The sequence below is a fragment of the Streptomyces sp. NPDC006314 genome, from assembly GCF_040613075.1.
In the GTDB taxonomy this organism is placed as follows: Bacteria; Actinomycetota; Actinomycetes; order Streptomycetales; family Streptomycetaceae; genus Streptomyces.
This window is the reverse complement of record NZ_JBEXRL010000003.1, coordinates 208,906-225,645: the sequence shown is the minus strand read 5'-3', so window position 1 is coordinate 225,645 and position 16,740 is coordinate 208,906. Positions and strand designations below refer to the sequence as shown.

The 16,740-nt window shown below is 68.4% G+C and carries 19 protein-coding genes and 1 pseudogene; 10 read left to right on the top strand and 10 right to left on the bottom strand.

The genetic code is table 11. The features are described from left to right. Nucleotides 1-270 precede the first annotated feature (270 nt). Nucleotides 271-1,749, top strand: a complete 1,479-nt coding sequence (gene dnaB, locus ABZ079_RS06715) for a replicative DNA helicase (RefSeq protein WP_356938315.1) — start codon at nt 271-273, stop codon at nt 1,747-1,749. 171 nt (nt 1,750-1,920) lie between these two features. On the opposite strand, the gene ABZ079_RS06710 is transcribed toward dnaB, so the two are convergent. Beyond that, nucleotides 1,921-2,100 carry a hypothetical protein gene (locus ABZ079_RS06710; RefSeq protein WP_356938595.1) on the bottom strand — a complete coding sequence of 60 codons (180 nt, stop codon included), beginning with the start codon at nt 2,098-2,100 and terminating at the stop codon, nt 1,921-1,923. Here ABZ079_RS06710 and ABZ079_RS06705 point away from each other — a divergent pair. Beyond that, nucleotides 2,041-2,193 (top strand): LysR family transcriptional regulator, encoded by a 153-nt coding sequence (locus tag ABZ079_RS06705; protein WP_356938584.1) that lies wholly within the window; start codon nt 2,041-2,043, stop codon nt 2,191-2,193. The genes ABZ079_RS06710 and ABZ079_RS06705 overlap by 60 nt on opposite strands. Nucleotides 2,194-2,208: 15 nt before the next feature. Here ABZ079_RS06705 and ABZ079_RS06700 read toward each other — a convergent pair whose 3' ends face one another. Further along, complete coding sequence (locus ABZ079_RS06700; RefSeq protein ID WP_356938314.1) at nt 2,209-2,964, bottom strand: 2-phosphosulfolactate phosphatase; 756 nt, start codon at nt 2,962-2,964, stop codon at nt 2,209-2,211. Between the two features lie 343 nt (nt 2,965-3,307). On the opposite strand from ABZ079_RS06700, the gene ABZ079_RS06695 reads away from it, so the two are divergent. Next, nucleotides 3,308-4,693, top strand: coding sequence for a serine hydrolase domain-containing protein (locus ABZ079_RS06695; RefSeq protein ID WP_356938313.1), 1,386 nt, complete (start codon nt 3,308-3,310; stop codon nt 4,691-4,693). A 70-nt stretch (nt 4,694-4,763) separates the two neighbouring features. On the opposite strand, the gene ABZ079_RS06690 is transcribed toward ABZ079_RS06695, so the two are convergent. Together ABZ079_RS06690 and ABZ079_RS06685 are read right to left on the bottom strand one after the other, a co-directional pair. Further along, entirely contained in the window at nt 4,764-5,216 is a 453-nt protein-coding gene (locus ABZ079_RS06690; RefSeq protein ID WP_356938312.1) for a GNAT family N-acetyltransferase, read from the bottom strand. A gap of 9 nt (nt 5,217-5,225) precedes the next feature. Continuing rightward, nucleotides 5,226-5,684 carry a MarR family transcriptional regulator gene (locus ABZ079_RS06685; protein ID WP_356938311.1) on the bottom strand — a complete coding sequence of 153 codons (459 nt, stop codon included), beginning with the start codon at nt 5,682-5,684 and terminating at the stop codon, nt 5,226-5,228. Between the two features lie 141 nt (nt 5,685-5,825). On the opposite strand from ABZ079_RS06685, the gene ABZ079_RS06680 reads away from it, so the two are divergent. Beyond that, nucleotides 5,826-7,034, top strand: coding sequence for an MFS transporter (locus ABZ079_RS06680; RefSeq protein ID WP_356938310.1), 1,209 nt, complete (start codon nt 5,826-5,828; stop codon nt 7,032-7,034). A gap of 137 nt (nt 7,035-7,171) precedes the next feature. On the opposite strand, the gene ABZ079_RS06675 is transcribed toward ABZ079_RS06680, so the two are convergent. After that, nucleotides 7,172-8,038, bottom strand: a complete 867-nt coding sequence (locus tag ABZ079_RS06675; RefSeq protein WP_356938309.1) for a GNAT family N-acetyltransferase — start codon at nt 8,036-8,038, stop codon at nt 7,172-7,174. Nucleotides 8,039-8,188: 150 nt separating this feature from the next. Here ABZ079_RS06675 and ABZ079_RS06670 point away from each other — a divergent pair. Further along, nucleotides 8,189-8,823 (top strand): annotated as a pseudogene (locus ABZ079_RS06670) (HAD-IB family phosphatase). Nucleotides 8,824-9,066: 243 nt separating this feature from the next. Beyond that, nucleotides 9,067-10,512 (top strand): globin domain-containing protein, encoded by a 1,446-nt coding sequence (locus ABZ079_RS06665; RefSeq protein ID WP_356938308.1) that lies wholly within the window; start codon nt 9,067-9,069, stop codon nt 10,510-10,512. A gap of 5 nt (nt 10,513-10,517) precedes the next feature. Here the strand turns inward: ABZ079_RS06665 and ABZ079_RS06660 are convergent, their stop codons facing one another. The 5 genes from ABZ079_RS06660 to ABZ079_RS06640 form a co-directional block, all read right to left on the bottom strand. Then, nucleotides 10,518-11,000 (bottom strand): NUDIX hydrolase, encoded by a 483-nt coding sequence (locus ABZ079_RS06660; protein WP_356938307.1) that lies wholly within the window; start codon nt 10,998-11,000, stop codon nt 10,518-10,520. A gap of 88 nt (nt 11,001-11,088) precedes the next feature. After that, nucleotides 11,089-11,994, bottom strand: a complete 906-nt coding sequence (locus ABZ079_RS06655; RefSeq protein ID WP_356938306.1) for a LysR family transcriptional regulator — start codon at nt 11,992-11,994, stop codon at nt 11,089-11,091. Between the two features lie 241 nt (nt 11,995-12,235). Continuing rightward, the gene (locus ABZ079_RS06650) at nt 12,236-13,384 is read right to left on the bottom strand and encodes a cystathionine gamma-lyase (RefSeq protein WP_356938305.1); all 1,149 of its coding nucleotides are present in this window, start codon (nt 13,382-13,384) and stop codon (nt 12,236-12,238) included. Continuing rightward, nucleotides 13,381-13,923, bottom strand: coding sequence for a low molecular weight protein-tyrosine-phosphatase (locus ABZ079_RS06645; protein ID WP_356938304.1), 543 nt, complete (start codon nt 13,921-13,923; stop codon nt 13,381-13,383). The genes ABZ079_RS06650 and ABZ079_RS06645 overlap by 4 nt, the downstream gene beginning before the upstream one ends. A 7-nt stretch (nt 13,924-13,930) precedes the next feature. Further along, the gene (locus tag ABZ079_RS06640) at nt 13,931-14,308 is read right to left on the bottom strand and encodes a phage holin family protein (protein ID WP_356938303.1); all 378 of its coding nucleotides are present in this window, start codon (nt 14,306-14,308) and stop codon (nt 13,931-13,933) included. 60 nt (nt 14,309-14,368) lie between these two features. On the opposite strand from ABZ079_RS06640, the gene ABZ079_RS06635 reads away from it, so the two are divergent. The 4 genes from ABZ079_RS06635 (at nt 14,369) to ABZ079_RS06620 (ending at nt 16,704) form a co-directional block, all read left to right on the top strand. Continuing rightward, nucleotides 14,369-14,686 carry a cupin domain-containing protein gene (locus ABZ079_RS06635; RefSeq protein WP_023548672.1) on the top strand — a complete coding sequence of 106 codons (318 nt, stop codon included), beginning with the start codon at nt 14,369-14,371 and terminating at the stop codon, nt 14,684-14,686. 136 nt (nt 14,687-14,822) lie between these two features. Beyond that, nucleotides 14,823-15,035, top strand: a complete 213-nt coding sequence (locus ABZ079_RS06630; RefSeq protein ID WP_356938302.1) for a DUF5326 family protein — start codon at nt 14,823-14,825, stop codon at nt 15,033-15,035. Nucleotides 15,036-15,228: 193 nt separating this feature from the next. After that, a complete protein-coding gene (locus tag ABZ079_RS06625) occupies nt 15,229-16,167 on the top strand; it encodes a helix-turn-helix domain-containing protein (RefSeq protein ID WP_356938301.1) in 939 nt (312 codons plus the stop codon). 99 nt (nt 16,168-16,266) lie between these two features. After that, entirely contained in the window at nt 16,267-16,704 is a 438-nt protein-coding gene (locus ABZ079_RS06620; RefSeq protein ID WP_356938300.1) for an SsgA family sporulation/cell division regulator, read from the top strand. Nucleotides 16,705-16,740: the final 36 nt, after the last annotated feature.

The window sequence follows — 16,740 nt, the reverse complement described above, 5'->3', positions numbered from 1 at the left end:
GTCGTGCACAGGTTTCGGCGAGTTCTCCACAGCATCGGGGCGGTCGTCCACATGGCCTGTGGATAACCAGATTGGCTGACGGTGCCGACGGGCCTACCGTGGTGCGGCGCCCACTCCTTTCCCGGCCCCGGGAAGCGTCTTTCCCGCGGCCTTGGAACCGTCGCACATCCGACGCGTGCGAACCGGAGTTGGGCCTCTTATTTGTCAGTGTCGTGCCGTACAAAAGAGGACACGGCGAGGTCCGCTGTGCGGACGGGAGGAGGTGCCTCGGTGAGCATTTCCGAGCCCTTGGACGATCCGTGGGCCGACAGCGGACCCAGCGATCGTCTGCCGGCCTCCCGTCGGCGGAGCGACGGTGGCCGGGGTCGTGACGAACAACACGACCGGGGCCGGGAGAACGGCGGCTGGGACGCCGGGGGGTCGTCCTTCGAGCGGGTGCCGCCGCAGGACCTGGACGCCGAGCAGTCGGTGCTGGGCGGCATGCTGCTGTCCAAGGACGCCATCGCCGATGTCGTCGAGATCCTCAAGGGCCACGACTTCTACAAGCCCGCGCACGAGACGATCTACCAGGCGATCCTGGACGTCTACGCCAAGGGTGAGCCGGCCGACCCCATCACCATCGCCGCGGAACTCACCAAGCGCGGCGAGATCAACAAGGTCGGCGGCGCCGCGTATCTGCACAGCCTTGTCCAGACCGTGCCGACGGCCGCCAACGCCGAGTACTACGCGGAGATCGTCCACGAGCGGGCCGTCCTGCGTCGCCTGGTAGAAGCCGGTACACGCATTACGCAGATGGGATACGCGGCCGACGGCGATGTGGACGAGATCGTCAACCGCGCCCAGGCCGAGATCTACGCCGTCACCGAGCAGCGCACCAGCGAGGACTATCTGCCGCTCGGCGACATCATGGAAGGCGCCCTCGACGAGATCGAGGCGATCGGCTCACGAAGCGGCGAGATGACGGGCGTGCCCACGGGCTTCACCGACTTCGACTCGCTGACGAACGGTCTGCACCCGGGCCAGATGATCGTCATCGCGGCCCGACCCGCCATGGGTAAGTCGACCCTCGCCCTGGACTTCGCGCGGGCCGCCTCGATCAAGAACAATCTCCCGAGCGTCATCTTCTCGCTCGAAATGGGCCGCAACGAGATCGCGATGCGTCTGCTGTCCGCCGAGGCCCGGGTCGCCCTGCACCACATGCGGTCCGGCACGATGACCGACGAGGACTGGACCCGGCTCGCCCGCCGCATGCCGGACGTCTCGGCTGCACCGCTCTACATCGACGACTCCCCGAACCTGTCGATGATGGAGATCCGCGCCAAGTGCCGGAGGCTGAAGCAGCGCAACGACCTGAAGCTGGTCGTCATCGACTACCTCCAGCTGATGCAGTCCGGCGGCTCCAAGCGCGCCGAGAGCCGTCAGCAGGAGGTCTCGGACATGTCCCGTAACCTCAAGCTGCTCGCGAAGGAGCTGGAGATCCCGGTCATCGCGCTCTCCCAGCTCAACCGTGGTCCCGAGCAGCGCACCGACAAGAAGCCGATGGTCTCCGACCTGCGAGAGTCCGGCTCCATCGAGCAGGACGCCGACATGGTCATCCTGCTGCACCGTGAGGACGCCTATGAGAAGGAGTCCCCGCGTGCGGGCGAGGCCGATCTGATCGTGGCCAAGCACCGAAACGGCCCGACGGCCACGATCACGGTCGCGTTCCAGGGCCACTACTCCCGCTTCGTGGACATGGCCCAGACCTGATCCCCCGGTTTTGTAGCGTCCAATTTCTGACGCCATATTCCAGATTGGTGTGACCACCGTCTGACGGAATGGTCGTCGGACCTGGACAACTCCACGCCAACCTAGCCACCCCAAGCGGTGGTTGGGGCTTCTTCCTGCATCCCGTGCCGTCTGCCGGAGAGCGTACTCGCGTCAGACGGAGGTCTGGCGGGCACAGCTGACCCGCCTGGATCGCGGGGGTACAGCGTGGATCGTGAGGTCGGCACCGTACTGGTGCAGGTACGGCGTACGGACGGGGTCCTTGATGAGCAGATCAATCGGCTTGAGCGTGACCTCGGGGCACAGCTCTTCCACCGAGCGCAGAGGAAGCACGCCATGAGGCTGACCGAGATCGGCGAACAGGTCCTTGAAGCAATCCAGGCTCTCGCCGACGTCCTGCCCGAACTGCAGACTGCGGAAGGCTAGGTGACGACTCCCCGCCTAGACAGTGGCAACGAACGCTCCCTCGACGAGGACGGGGACGACATCGCAAGCGTCTAGCTCTGTCGCGATGGCGACATCGTCTGCATAACCGCTGCTGATGAGTTCTTGGCCCGATGCACAGGCCGCGACAGTGGCGCCCACGTCCGTCACGCTGTCGAAAACCGCGGCCGCGGTTGCCGCCTCCGGCGAGAGGTTGCTCCGGCCGAATCGGCGCAGTGCGGCGATCACTGATCCAGCGCCGAGGAGGTCTTCGAGGGCGGGCCTGAGACTGCCGTCGGGCCAGCGCTCACCCGAGGCAATCACCAGTACAGGTTGCTCGGCCGTTCCATAACCTCGATCTGCCAGCCATCGGCCGACAGCAGCTGCGTTCCTCAGTGCCCCAGCGACTACCGTCGCCTCCCCGGCCGCGGCGGCGATGGTGGATCCATTAGGCGACGGGAGCACCAGCCGCGGAGCGAAAGGAGCACGTCGCAGCGCAGCTGGTGACAACGACCACGGTGACGTCTCGCTGGCCATGCTCCGCCCCACGGCCAGATGGGCCCCCACCTCGTCAGCGAAAGTCTCAGCGGTCTCGTCACGCCAGCGATAGGGGAAAACCTGAGTCCCCTCCTCGACCGCAACCGTCACCGACGTCGTGAACGACAACACGTCGACGACGACAAGACAGGCGGTGTCCTGCGCAAGAAGTTCCGCGGCGACTGGCCCCCACTCGAACCGCACGCCGTGGTTTGCCTGCACGAACCAATCACCCATGAATGGAGATCATGCCAGAGCCTCCCGGGCGGACTCCCCGATCGGAGACTGTCTCCATCAACGCTGGGAAACCCCGATGCGGCTGCGGAATGGTCAAGCCACTTGGACGATTTGCCGGTGGCATCAACTTGGACGAGAGCTGGAACTCCAGCTCACAGCATCGAGGTTGGTCAGAAGAATCGGCTCCCTACACGGTTGTAGGTTCTCAGGCTCCGTGTCATTTTCTCCGCTGTCGTGTCATGACGATGGCCGTGTCATGACGATGGCAGTCCTGCCGGACCAACGGAGCGGTGTCCCGGGAAATGGATTCGACGCCCGCCGCAGCAGCCGGTGGACTGGGCTCATGTCGACATCTCATGGAGCGCTGCTCCCCGGCACCCGGCGTGCCTTGCTGCACCGGATCGCCGTCGCGCAGGCCGAAGGGCGGGCGCCGTCGCTGGTCGCCGCCGTCGTTCGGGACGGACAGGTGGTGTGGCACGGGGCGCGCGCCTCGGTGCAGGGACACGCGCCGGACGAAAACCTGCAGTATCGGATCGGGTCCATCACCAAGACCTTCACCGCCGTACTGGTGATGCGGCTGCGCGACGAGGGTCTGCTCGATCTCGGTGATCCGCTGGAGAAGCATCTGCCGGGCACCGGCGTGGGGGAGGCGACGATCGCCGAACTGCTCGCCCACACCGCCGGGTTGGCGGCTGAGTCACCCGCGCCCTGGTGGGAGCGGACCCCGGGCTCTCTGCGCCCGGAGCTGAGCGACGTGCTTGGTGAGCAGCCCCTTCTGCATCCCGTCGGTCGACGGCATCACTACTCCAACCCCGGCTACACGGTGCTCGGCGCGCTGGTGGAGGAGCTGCGCGGCGCACCCTGGGAGGAGGTCCTGCGCAGCGAGATCCTCGAGCCGCTCGGCTTGCACCGGACGAGCGCGCAGCCGCAGCCGCCGCACGCGGAGGGATGGGCCGTGCATCCGTGGGCCGACGCCATGCTGCCCGAGCCGCTGGAGGATCTCGGACGGATGGCACCAGCCGGGCAGTTGTGGTCGACCACCGGGGACTTGGCGCGGTTCGCCGCGTTTCTGGCCCGGGGTGACGACCGGGTACTGAGTGCGGAGTCGGTACGGGAGATGCGGACCCCGGCGGCGCCCGCCGAGGCTGCGGACGTGATGGACGGGACCACCTATGGCTTGGGGATGCAGATCCTGCGCCGGGACGGCAGGCTGCTTGTCGGGCACTCCGGTTCACTGCCGGGCTTCCTGGCGAACCTCACCATCAGTGTGGAGGACGATGTGGCAGCGGTAGTGCTCACCAACTGCACCAGCGGACCGCTGCTGGGTGCGCTGGGCGCCGACCTCGTACGGATCGTCGCCGAGGCGGAGCCCCGGATCCCTGAGCCCTGGCGGCCGCTGCGCGAGGTCGACCCGGCGGTCCTGGAGCTGGCGGGACAGTGGTACTGGGGGACTCATGCCTTCGTACTGCGGGTGAGCGCCGACGGCCTGATCGCGTTGGGGCCGCTGACCGGCGGCGGACGCCGTGCGCGCTTCCGCTCGAACGGCGACGGGACCTGGACGGGCCTGGAGGGTTATTACGCCGGGGAGTCGCTACGGCCCGTACGACGCCCGGACGGGCCGGTGAGCCACCTCGACCTGGGGTCGTTCGTGTTCACGCGGCAGCCATACGACACTGAGGCTCTCGTACCTGGCGGAGTGGACCCGGAGGGGTGGCGGGGGATCCGCTAGTCCCAAGACACGAGGGCGGTGTGTTTCACGTGAAACACACCGCCCTCGTTCTGTTCGTCCTGCCGCGCCGTCACAACTTCAGCTTGAAGCCTTCGTGTGACGCCGTGAAGCCCAGCCGCTCGTAGAAACGGTGGGCGTCGGTACGTGTCTTGTCGGACGTCAGCTGCACCATCCGGCAGTCGAGCCGACGGGACATGTCGATCGCCCACTCGATAAGCAGGCTGCCGAGCCCGCTGCCCCGCTCATCGGCGTGGATGCGCACGGCCTCGACGAGCGCGCGCGTCGCGCCCTGATGGGAGAGCCCGGGAATGATCGTGAGCTGCAGAGTTCCGATCACGCGGCCTTCGCGCACGGCGACGACGAGATGCTGGTTCGCGTCGGCGTCGAGGCGCTCCAGCGCAGCTTTGTACGGGGTCAGGTCGTGAGGCGATTCGCGTTGGGCGCCCAGTGGATCGTCGGCGAGCATCGCGACGATCGCCGGCAAGTCATCGGCGGTTGCGTGCCGTATGTCAAGATCTCCCATGCCCGCACCCTACGCGGGCACGTTCAGTGACTCGATGACCCTGACCAACGGGGCCAGCTCGGGGTTCCTGGAGGCCTCGTCCAGGGCCTCGCGCAGGGCGGCGTCATTGGTGGGTCGCGCCTCCTCCAGCAGCCGCAGGCCCGCCTCGGTCACGTTGGTGTAGATGCCGCGCCGGTCGGTGGGGCAGAGGTAGCGCTCCAGCAGACCGCGGTCCTCCAGGCGGGTCACCAGGCGCGTGGTGGCGCTCTGGCTGAGGACGACAGCGTCGGCGACCTGTTTCATCTGCAGATGTCCGCCCTCACCGTCGTGCTGTCGGCTGAGCACGTCGAGCAGGGAGTACTCGCGCACGCTCAGGTCGTGTGTCGCCTGCAGAGCGCGCTCGATGTGCGCCTCGATCTTTCCGTGCAGCGCAGAGAGGGCGCACCAGCCCTGGGCAAGGCCGGTGAGCGCGGGGTCCGTCGCTGTCATGGGCGTTCCTCCGTTCCGGAGCGGCTGAAACAAGGGTAGAGCACAACTGCAATTGTGCGCGGTTGCATTTAGCCCGCGTATGCAACTATTGTGAACGCAGCTAAAGCGCTCCTGCAATCGTTTGAGAAGGTGTAACTCCCCATGCCTCTCGCGCTTCTGGCCCTCGCGATCGGGGCCTTCGGAATCGGAACGACCGAGTTCGTGATCATGGGCTTGCTACCCGAGGTCGCGGACGACTTCGGGGTCTCCATCCCTACGGCGGGCCTGCTCGTGACCGGCTATGCGCTGGGCGTGGTCGCCGGTGCCCCGCTGATGACCGTGCTCGGCACCAAGGTCCCGCGCAAGCGGATGCTGATGCTGCTGATGGGACTCTTCATCGCCGGAAACCTGCTCTCCGCGGTGGCTCCGATCTTCGCGATCATGCTGATCGGCCGAGTGATCGCCTCACTCGCCCACGGAGCCTTCTTCGGCATCGGCTCTGTCGTCGCGGCCGAGCTGGTGGCGCCGGACAAGAAGGCCGGCGCCATCGCGATGATGTTCACCGGTCTGACTGTCGCCAATGTGGTCGGTGTTCCGCTGGGCACGCTCATCGGGCAGAACGTCGGCTGGCGCGTCACCTTCGGCATCGTCGCCGCCCTCGGGGTGGCCGGTCTGGCCGGCATCGCCAAGCTGGTGCCCGAAGTGCCGCGGCCGGAGGGTGTGCACCTACGGCACGAGCTGGCCGCCTTCAAGAACGCCCAGGTCCTGCTCGCCATGGCGATGACCGTCCTCGGCTTCGGCGGTGTCTTCGCGGCCATCACCTACATCGCGCCGATGATGACTCACATCGCCGGCTTTGCCGACGGCTCGGTCACCTGGCTGCTGGTCCTGTTCGGCCTCGGCATGGTTGGCGGCAATCTCATCGGCGGCAAGTTCGCCGACCGCGCGCTGATGCCGATGCTGTACGTCTCCCTGGGCACTTTGGCCGTCGTCCTGGCACTCTTCACGCTGACCGCCCACAACAAGATCGCGGCCGCCGTGACCATCGCCCTGATCGGCGCCCTGGGCTTCGCCACCGTCCCGCCGTTGCAGAAGCGCGTCCTCGACCAGGCGCACGGCGCACCGACGCTCGCCTCGGCCATGAACATCGGCGCCTTCAACCTGGGCAACGCCCTGTCCGCCTGGCTCGGCGGCGTGGTGATCGCGGCCGACCTCGGTTACACCGCCCCCAACTGGGTCGGTGCCGTCCTCGCCGCGGCCGCTCTGGTCCTCGCCGTCCTGTCGGCGGCCCTGGAACGCCGCGACGGTGCACACGGCGCCGTGGCCGCCTCCGGTACGTCCGCCGGGCAGCGGGCGCCCGTCCACCACTGAGTCGCCCGGCTTACCGGTACCCGCCAGACACCCGCACCCGGGGGTCCCCGGTACCGGGCAAGCTCCACTTCAGCAAAAGGAGCAAGCTCCATGAGCACCACTGTCGTCGCGCCGCTCACCATTCGTCGTGCGACGCCTCAGCCCGCAGCCACCGTCAGCGGGGCGAACCGCTTCGTCCAGTCCCCCGGAAGGTCCGTGATGCCGTAGGTCATCACGGCGTTGAAGGCTACGGAGGCCAGCCCCCGCTCCTTCGCCCACTCCAGCAGCTCTTGATGGCGCACGTCGATGTCGGTGCGCAGCGGACGGTCCGTATGGGCCGCCAGGGAGGCGATGAGAGCCTTGGCGGTCTGCGTGTCCCGGGCGATCAGCGGGCCGATGACATGGGTGTTCATGTTGGGCCACGCGGCCGCGTAACCGATGATCCGGCCGTCCTCCTCGGCGACCCGCAGCTGGTCGGCGAAGGCGGGCAGGCGGGTGATGAGGGGCGTGCGGTCGGCGCCGAACCCTTCCTCGTCGAGACGCAGGATCCTGGGAAGGTCCTCCGCGGTCGCGGCACGGGTCAGCACTCCGGACTCCGGCTCGCCGGGGATGAAGCGGCCCGTCAGCATTTCCGCCCGGCCCGTCACCTTGAAGCCCAGTTCCTCATACAGGGGACGACCAGAGGGGGTGGCGTGCAGGGTCAGTGGGGTGGTTCCCATGGCTGACACGACGTGCTGCATCAGACGGCGTCCGACGCCCTGACGGGCATGGCGTTCGGCCACCAGAACCATGCCGATGGCACCGAGTTCGAGCCGTTCCCACGAGCCGTACTCGGTGACGACGCACGCGGCGACGAGGCCCCCCTGGGGGTCGTCGATACCGAAGCCCTTTCCGGCCGTGAGGAGGAAGCCCCACTTGTGCTCTTCGCGTGGCCACCCCCGGTTCTCGGACAGGTCGGCGCAGGCGGTGAGATCGCGAAGCGTCAGTCGGCGGATGGGCAGAGCGGCGAGGGATGGAGTCGGCACGCAGGTCAGGCTGTCCGACCGACACCCCCGGCGTCCACCCGTTTCGAAGGAGACATACGTGCTTTTGGCCATGTCGTAGCCCTGCGTACAGCCCGCAGACAGGTGGGAGTGTTTCACGTGAAACATCGGCAGCCGATTAGCCTCAGGGCCATGGCGAGACTTCATCTCTTCGATCTCGATGGCACGTTGTTGCACCGCACCACGGCACCGGTGGAGATTTCCCGTCAGTTGGGGCTGGAGGCGGAGACGGTGGCGCTGGACCGGGCGATCGCGGAGGGACGGATCGGACCGCCGGAGTACGCGGCGCAGGTGTACGACCTGTGGGCGGGCCTGACCGAGGCGCATGTGGACGCCGCTTTCGAGGCGGCTCCCTGGCTGACCCGGATCCGCGAGGTGTGGGCGCAGATCAGAAGCGCGGGTGAATACTGCGCGGTGGTGTCTCTCTCGCCTTCCTTTTTCGTGGAACGCCTGCTGCACTGGGGGGGGCTCACGCGGCTCATGGATCCCGTTTCCCGGCCGTGCCGTTCACCGAGCCCGTCGACCCTTCCGGGGTGCTGAGCGCCGCGGCCAAGGTGACCATCGCGGACCGGCTCTGCGCCGAGTTCGGCGTTGCGCGGGCGGACTGCGTGGCGTACGGCGACTCATCGTCGGACAAAGAGCTGTTTGCTGTCGTACCGGTTTCTGTAGCGGTGAATGCGGACGGTCACCTGGCCCGGCTCGCGACCCATTCCTACAGGGGGCAGGATCTGTGGGATGCCTATGAATTGGTTAGCGGCGCGCGGTAGTTGACGGACTTCGCGGTTCGCCCTCTGCCTGCGTCGTGAGAAAGGCAGGAGGGACTTGTCTGCGCGGCAACGCCCGGTAGGGTCGACCCCGGTTCACGTCCGGAACGGGCACGCATCCCGTGGGGACCGAGGGCAGGGGCAGTAGCCGAACGGGACGGAGAGATCGCAGACCCGCGTTTCCGAGTACGCGAACGAGGCATCCGATCGGGACCGACCGAAAGACGTTCGAGGCGAGGGCACACCATGGACGCTCCGACCACCACGTCGGGGGAGAACGGCATGTCGGGTGGGGGCGGCTGGTTCATGCCGCGCAACACGCCATCGGCTCCTCCGCCGGACGGTGATCAGGAGATGGACGAGGTTCGCCGACCCGCGGTTCTGCGGCCGGTGGGCCGCCCGGCCGCGCCAGGCACCACCCGTCCCCTGACGGGCGTCCCCGCGCAGCGGCCCACGGCGGCTATCGGCGCTCGGCCCAACGCTGACGGCTCCACCGCGGACGTTCCCATCCGGCACCCGGATGCTCCGGCCCCACAGAACGCGCCCGCGCAGCGCTCGGCGCCGGTTGTCGAGGAGGGGTCTTCGGACGCGGTCCTCATTCGCCGCACGATGGCCGAGATCGGCACCGTGGCCGACAAGGTCACCTCCTACTTCTACACACTTCTCTTCGTCCGCCACCCCGAACTGCGGTCGCTGTTCCCGGCTGCGATGGGCGCCCAGCGGGACCGTCTGCTGAAGGCCCTGCTCACCGCGGCCGAGCACTTGGACGACACCGCCCTCCTCGTTGACTACCTGCAGCATCTGGGCCGCGGACACCGCAAGTACGGGACGCGCGCCGAGCACTATCCGGCCGTGGGCGAATGCCTGATCGGCGCGTTGAGCAAGTACGCCGCCGCAGTCTGGAACCCGGAGACCGAGGCGGCCTGGGTGCGGGCGTACACGACGCTCTCCCAGGTCATGATCGACGCGGCGGCGGCGGACGAACTTCGGGCTCCTGCCTGGTGGCAGGCCGAGATCGTCACGCACGACCTCAGGACCCCCGATGTCGCGGTCCTCACCGTCCGTCCCGACCAGCCCTACCCCTTCCTCGCAGGCCAGTACACGAGCGTCGAGACGCCCTGGTGGCCACGGGTGTGGCGGCACTACTCCTTCGCCTCCGCGCCCCGCTCGGACGGGCTGCTGACATTCCATGTGAAGGCCGTCCCGGCCGGCTGGGTCTCCAACGCGCTGGTTCACCACGCCCGCCCCGGAGACGTCATACGCCTCGGTCCTCCGGTCGGCTCGATGACCGTCGACCACACCACCGACAGGGGTCTGCTCTGCCTGGGTGGCGGCACCGGCATCGCGCCCATCAAGGCTCTGGTCGAGGACATCGCGGAACACGGCGCGCGCCGATCGGTCCAGGTGTTCTACGGCGCACGCACCGACCGCGACCTGTATGACATCGACACCATGCTCAGGCTCCAGCAGAGCCACCCCTGGCTGTCGGTCCGGGCGGTCATAGATCAGCAGGCCCGGCTCCGGCTTCCCGACGCCATGCGCGAGTACGGCCCCTGGACCGAGTACGAGGCCTATCTCTCGGGCCCGCCCGGAATGATCCGCAGCGGAGTCGACGTGCTCCGGAACATCGGCATCCCGCCGAGCCGCATACGGCACGATGCGGTGGAGGAACTGCTCGCCGTCGGGGGCTGACCGCGCTATCCGAGGTCGGGAGCGTGCATGGCGCGTACCCCCTCGATATTGCCGTCCAGGTAGTGGCGTAGCGACAGCGGGACGAGATGGACGGAGGCGATGCCGACGCGGGTGAACGGGACATGGACGATCTCGTACTCACCGGCCGGCTCGTCCACTTCGGGGCCGTGGCGCAGGGAGGGATCCATGGATTCCAGCCGGCAGACGAAGAAGTGCTGCACCTTCACACCGGTGGCGCCGCCGTCCTCACCGATGTGCTCCACGGTGTCCACGAAGCACGGCACCACATCGGTGATCTTGGCGCCGAGTTCCTCGTACACCTCTCGGTGCAGGGCGTGGACGACGGTCGGATCGTCGGGCTCGACCCCGCCACCGGGCGTGATCCAGTAGGGATCGACACCGGGCTTGGTGCGCTTGATCAGGATCAGGTCGTCACCGTCCAGCAGGACGGCACGGGCGGTGCGCTTGACCACGGGTCGGACGGTCATGGGAGAAATGTGGCCCGGCTGGTTCCACGTGAAACATCACAAGGAGCCACCGCCTGACCGCAGGGTGTGCGCTCCCTGGAAGGGGCCTTCAGCACCAGGCCGCGGCCGCCCGCTGGAGCCACTCGTGGGCCCGGGCGATATGGGGCATGGCGAGGGTTCCGGTGCGCACCACCAGGAAGTACGTGCGCAGCGGCGGCACCGCCGGGTCGTGCAGGCCGACGATCGTTCTGTCGTCGAGGGCCGAAGCGCACAGATAGCGGGGTAGGACCGCCAGCCCGGCGCCCGCGATCGCACAGGCGAGCACGGCCCGCAGATCGGGGACGATGACCGTGCCCGAGGCGGCCGGGCGGGAGTCGAAGACGGAGGCCCAGTAGCGCGAGACGAAGGGCAGCGACTCGTGGACCTCGACAACGGGCAGGTTCTCCAGGGCCGGCGGTCCCTTCAGCCGCAGCACGTCCGAGCCGATCCGCTCCGCCCAGCGCGGGGCGGCGACCAGCACGTGTTCCTCGTCGCAGAGAGGTGTGGCGGTGAGCAGTGCTCCGCGCGGCCGGGCCGTGCTGATGGTCAGATCATGGTGTCCGGCGGCCAGCCCCTCCAGCGTTTCCTCCGCGGTGCCGAAGGAGGCGCGCAACGCGAAGCCCTGGCCGTCGTCGCCGGTCAGCTCGGTGAGGGCGGGCAGAGCGCGTTCGGCGGTGAACTCAGGCGGGCCGGCGAGATGCAGCGTCCGTAACGACGACTCGTCGTCCAGGCCGCTCTCGGCTATCTGCACCAGGGCGTCGAGGTGCGGAGCGGCTTTGTGCGCCAGCTCATCGCCGATGGTCGTCGGGGTCACCCCGCGGGCCTGCCGGAGGAAAAGAGGTCTGCCCAGCTGGCGTTCCAGCGTGCGGATCTGTGAGGTGACAGCGGGCTGGGAGAGCCCGAGCAGGGCGGCGGCGCGGGTGAAGGAACCGGCCCGGTGCACGGTGACGAAGGTTCGCAGCAAGGCCAGATCCATGGATGCCCTCCCCTGTCCCTGCCTTCCTCCGGCCCCCGGGGCAGGCACCAACTATAAATATGTCGATAGGCCGCTGTCGTTAGCGTGATTGGACACTGACAGAGAGTCAACTAGCCTTGTGGACGCGGTTCTTCGCGCGCGGAACCGAAGACGGTCCGAGCCACGAAGGGGGGAGGCTCGGACCGTCCTCCGGCATCAGCAGGTCGACGCGTCCCGGCTCACTCGGCGGACGCGTCCCGGCTCATTCGGCGGACTCGCCCAGGGCACGCAGCAGGTCGGCGATCAAGTCCTCGGGGTCCTCGGCACCGACGGACATGCGGATGAAGCCCTCCGGGACCGCGTCCCCGCCCCAGCGGCGGCGGCGTTCGGCCGTGGAGCGCACCCCGCCGAAGCTCGTCGCGTCCTCCACCAGGCGCAGTGCCTCGAGGAAACGCTCCGCACGCGCGCGCGTGGGCAGCGTGAAGGAGACCACACAGCCGTAGCGGCTCATCTGCTGCGCGGCGATCTTGTGCGAGGGGTCGTCGGGCAGGCCGGGGTAACGCAGGCCGGACACCTCGGGCCGCTGCCGCAACGCCTCGGCGACCCGCAGGGCGCTGGTGTCCTGCCGGTCGACGCGCAGCTGGAGCGTGGCGATGGACCGGTGCGCGAGCCAGGCCTCCATGGGCCCGGAGATCGCCCCGACGATCTTGCGCCAGCGGCGTACGGCGGCCATCGCCTCGGCGTCGCGACCGGTGACGTAGCCCAGGAGGACGTCTCCGTGCCCGGTGAGCTGCTTGGTGCCGCTGGCCACGGAGAAGTCGGCGCCCAGCTCCAGTGGGCGCTGTCCGAGCGGGGTGGCGAGGGTGTTGTCGACGGCCACCAGAGTGCCGCCCGCGTGCGCCGCCTCCACCAGGCGTCGGATGTCGCACACGTCGAGCCCGGGGTTCGACGGGGACTCGATCCACAGCAGCCGGGCGCCCTCGAGGACCTCCAGCTGGGCGTCGCCGGCGGTGGGCGCGGTGCGCACCTCGATGCCATAGGACTCCAGCTGGGCACGGACGAGCGGCAGCACCTGGTAACCGTCGGAGGGCAGCACGACCGCGTCCCCGGCGCGCAACTGGGAGAAGAGCACCGCGGAGATCGCCGCCATGCCCGAGGCGAACACCAGCGTCTCGACGTTCTCCTGCCCGGGAGCCTCCAGCTCGGCGATGGCGCGCTCCAGCAGCGTCCAGGTCGGGTTGTCGTCACGGCCGTAGGAGTACGGTCCCGTCACCTCGCCGGGCAGGTGGAAGTGCGCCGCGAACACGGGCCCCGGCAGGGTCGGCTCGTGCTTGACCGGCTCGGGCAGCCCGGCCCGTACCGCGCGCGTGCCGTCGCCGGTGCGCGCCTCGTCCGCGGTGGCGTCGCTCATGCGGCCCGTCCCTCCAGTTGCTGCCGTACGGCGGCGAGCAGGCCGGTGCTCGCCGCTTCCACCATCTCAAGACACTCCTCGAAGCCGTCCCGGCCCCCGTAGTACGGGTCCGGGACGTCGAGGTCGTCACCGGTGGATTCAGACGGTACGGGCGAAGTGCTCGTCGAGGGGTGGGGGCCCGGTGACGGGCGGACGTAGGAGCGCAGCAGGTGGATCTTGCGCGCGTCCTCCGCGGTGGGGGCGAGCCGGCGCAGGGTCTCGAGGTGGCCGTGGTCGAGGGCGATCACGAGGTCGAGCCGGGCGAACCACGACGGCTGGAACTGGCGGGCGACGTGCTCGGTGTCGTAGCCGTGCTCCTCGAGAGCCGAGACGGCGCGCGGGTCGGCGGCCTCGCCCTCGTGCCAGCCTCCGGTACCGGCGCTGTCGACCTCGACCAGGCCCTCGAGCCCGGCCTCCGCCACGCGCGCGCGGAAGACGGATTCGGCCATCGGGGAGCGGCAGATGTTGCCGGTGCACACGAAGCAGACGCGGTAGGACATGGCGCGTTCAGTCCTCGTCGGGCAGGACGACGTGGAGCGCCCAGGAGACGACGGAGACGATCAGACCGCCCAAGACGGCCGTCCAGAAGCCCTCCACGTGGAAGCTCAGGTCGAGCTTGCCGCACACCCAGGAGGTCAACAGCAGCATCAGCGCGTTCACCACCAGCGTGATCAGCCCCAGCGTCAGGATGAACAGCGGGAAGGTGAGCACCTTCACGATCGGCTTGACCAGCCAGTTCACCAGGCCGAAGACCAGCGCGACGACGATCAGCGTGCCGGCCTTCTTGGCCGTGTTGTCACCCGTCAGGGTGATCTTGTCGAGCAACCAGACGGCGACCGCGAGGGCGCCCGCGTTGGCGATCGTCTTGACTACGAAATTCTTCATGTGTCTGATCGTGGCAGACCGGACGGGAAGCGAGGCAGTGATGCGAGGGCGGCAGCGGCGATGAAGGCATTCCGGCTGGACGAACTGGAGGCGGAGCGTGCCGCCAATGAGGGTGCCTACCTTCAGTTCCTGCGGGAGCGGAACATGTCGGTCGGCCTGTACGCCCTCAACGCGGGCGAGCACGACCCGCAGAAGCCGCACAATCAGGACGAGGTGTACTTCGTCGTCAGCGGCCGGGCGTCGATCACGGTCGGTCTGGAGACGACCGAGGTGGCGCGGGGCAGCGTCGTGTACGTGCCCGCCGGGGTCGCACACAAGTTCCACCACATCAGCGAGGACCTGAGGGTGCTCGTCGTCTTCTCCCCGCCCGAGGCCTGAGTCCGGCCCCCCCGGGGTTCCCTAGGGGACGGGTCAGGGGACGACAAGGGTCACGGCGTCCCCGCGGACCGCCTCGGCAGCCCTAGCATCGAGTGCAGGACATCGACGAGGCACGAGAACGCAAAGGACGAGGGCGATGCGAGAGATCTTCGCGGGGTTGTCGTGGTGGGTGAAGTGGGTCGCGGTGCCGATCATCGCCCTGGTCGTGTTCGGCGGCCTGATAGTGACCGTGGTCGGATTCGTGATCAACCTGCTGTTCAAGGCGCTGATCTTCGTCGCCCTGGTCGGCGGTCTGATTTACCTCGTACGCAAGTTCATGGCGAACTCTTCATCGCGCAGCGACTGGTGAGGAGTCCGGCGACCGGTGAACGGTGAGGGGCCGATTCCCTCGGGGGAGGGAAGTTTCCCCGCGAGACCACCTGCGTGCGGTGGCTGACGGTTAGAGTCCGGAACTCGCCACGGGATCCGGCCCGTGGTGGCGCAGATCCCCCTCCGTGCTCTACCCCCGCACGGGCTGCCTCCTCGCGCTTCGGGAGTGACCCTTGGCCACGGTTGACACCGCACCGGCAGAACCCCACGCACCGCCCACCCCATCGCGCTCCTGCCCGCCCCTCGTCCAGCGGGCGCCCGCCGCGGCCGTCCCCGGGCAACCACACGCCGCGGACCCCCCAGGACGTCAGCGGTCAGCGGGCCTCCCGGAGCAACCGGCCTCCGGGCATCCCGGGCCACCGGCCACTGCGACCCTCATCGGATCCGTGCAGCGAGCCATGCGGCTGCTGGAGAGCGTCGCCGCGCACGCCTACGGGGCAACCGCCAAGCAACTCGCCCGCGAGACCGGCCTGGCGCTGCCCACGACCTACCACCTGCTGCGCACCCTGGTGCACGAGGGCTATCTGCGCCGCGAGAAAGGGCTGTTCTTCCTCGGCGACGCGGTAGAGCGGCTGAGCAGTAGCGGAGCGCAGCAGAAACGTCGCAGCACGGTGGCGGACACGCTCGCGCACTGGCGTGATTCCATCGGTGTGCCCGTGTACTACGCGATGTACCAAGACGGCGAGATCGAGGTCATGTGCGTCTCCGACTCCCCGGAGGCCCCCGCGGTCGAGGAATGGGCGGACTTCCGCGAGACCGGCCATGCGCACGCGATCGGTCAGTGCCTGCTCTCCCAGCTGGACGAGGACGCCCGACGCGACCATCTCGCCCGCTATCCCGTGCAGGCCATCACGCCGTACACCGTGCGGGACAACGGTGCCCTGCTGCGACGGCTGACCCGGCTGGGGCGCATGGAGGCGGTGGTGGAGCGTCAGGAGTACGCGCTCGGCACGGTCTGCGCGGCGGTGCCGATCACGGTCGGCACCACCGCGGCCACCATGGCCCTTTCCCTGCCCGCCCGTCACGCCGACCGGCTGCTGCCCGCCGCCCACCGGTTGCAGACGGAGATCGGGCGCCATCTCGGGTCCCTCACGCTCTCTATCAGCATCTGAAAAATTACTCCTTGTGATCTCCCGTGCACGTTCAGCAAGATTTGACCACGGTCAGAGGGATCGATCCCGGCCAGCCGATGTCATATGACGGGGTAGACGATGCGTGAGTCCGTACAGGCAGAAGTCATGATGAGCTTTCTCGTGTCGGAGGAGCTCTCCTTCCGCATTCCGGTGGAGTTGCGCTACGAGACCAGTGATCCCTATGCGGTGCGACTCACCTTCCATCTGCCCGGCGACGCCCCGGTGACCTGGGCCTTCGGGCGGGAGCTGCTGGTCGACGGGGTCGGCCGGCCGTGCGGAGAGGGGGATGTGCACATCGCACCCGCCGATACGGAGGTGCTGGGCGAGGTGCTGATCCGGCTTCAGGTCGGCGGTGACCAGGCTCTGTTCCGCTCGTCGGCCCCGCCGCTCGTGGCCTTTCTGGACCGCACGGACAAGCTCGTGCCGCTCGGTCAGGAGGGCGCGTTGGCCGATTTCGACGCCCATCTCGACGAGGCCCTGGACCGCATCCTGGCCGAGGAACAGAGCGCCGGCTGAAGCATCACGGCAGGGGACGCCGGGCACTTCGCTGTG

Coding starts and splice junctions, on each gene's coding strand:
- ABZ079_RS06700 (WP_356938314.1), bottom strand. CDS start 2,964: ATGGGTGATTGGTTCGTGCAGGCAAACCACGGCGTGCGGTTCGAGTGG.
- ABZ079_RS06695 (WP_356938313.1), top strand. CDS start 3,308: ATGTCGACATCTCATGGAGCGCTGCTCCCCGGCACCCGGCGTGCCTTG.
- ABZ079_RS06690 (WP_356938312.1), bottom strand. CDS start 5,216: ATGGGAGATCTTGACATACGGCACGCAACCGCCGATGACTTGCCGGCG.
- ABZ079_RS06685 (WP_356938311.1), bottom strand. CDS start 5,684: ATGACAGCGACGGACCCCGCGCTCACCGGCCTTGCCCAGGGCTGGTGC.
- ABZ079_RS06680 (WP_356938310.1), top strand. CDS start 5,826: ATGCCTCTCGCGCTTCTGGCCCTCGCGATCGGGGCCTTCGGAATCGGA.
- ABZ079_RS06665 (WP_356938308.1), top strand. CDS start 9,067: ATGGACGCTCCGACCACCACGTCGGGGGAGAACGGCATGTCGGGTGGG.
- ABZ079_RS06660 (WP_356938307.1), bottom strand. CDS start 11,000: ATGACCGTCCGACCCGTGGTCAAGCGCACCGCCCGTGCCGTCCTGCTG.
- ABZ079_RS06655 (WP_356938306.1), bottom strand. CDS start 11,994: ATGGATCTGGCCTTGCTGCGAACCTTCGTCACCGTGCACCGGGCCGGT.
- ABZ079_RS06650 (WP_356938305.1), bottom strand. CDS start 13,384: ATGAGCGACGCCACCGCGGACGAGGCGCGCACCGGCGACGGCACGCGC.
- ABZ079_RS06645 (WP_356938304.1), bottom strand. CDS start 13,923: ATGTCCTACCGCGTCTGCTTCGTGTGCACCGGCAACATCTGCCGCTCC.
- ABZ079_RS06640 (WP_356938303.1), bottom strand. CDS start 14,308: ATGAAGAATTTCGTAGTCAAGACGATCGCCAACGCGGGCGCCCTCGCG.
- ABZ079_RS06635 (WP_023548672.1), top strand. CDS start 14,369: ATGAAGGCATTCCGGCTGGACGAACTGGAGGCGGAGCGTGCCGCCAAT.
- ABZ079_RS06630 (WP_356938302.1), top strand. CDS start 14,823: ATGCGAGAGATCTTCGCGGGGTTGTCGTGGTGGGTGAAGTGGGTCGCG.
- ABZ079_RS06620 (WP_356938300.1), top strand. CDS start 16,267: ATGCGTGAGTCCGTACAGGCAGAAGTCATGATGAGCTTTCTCGTGTCG.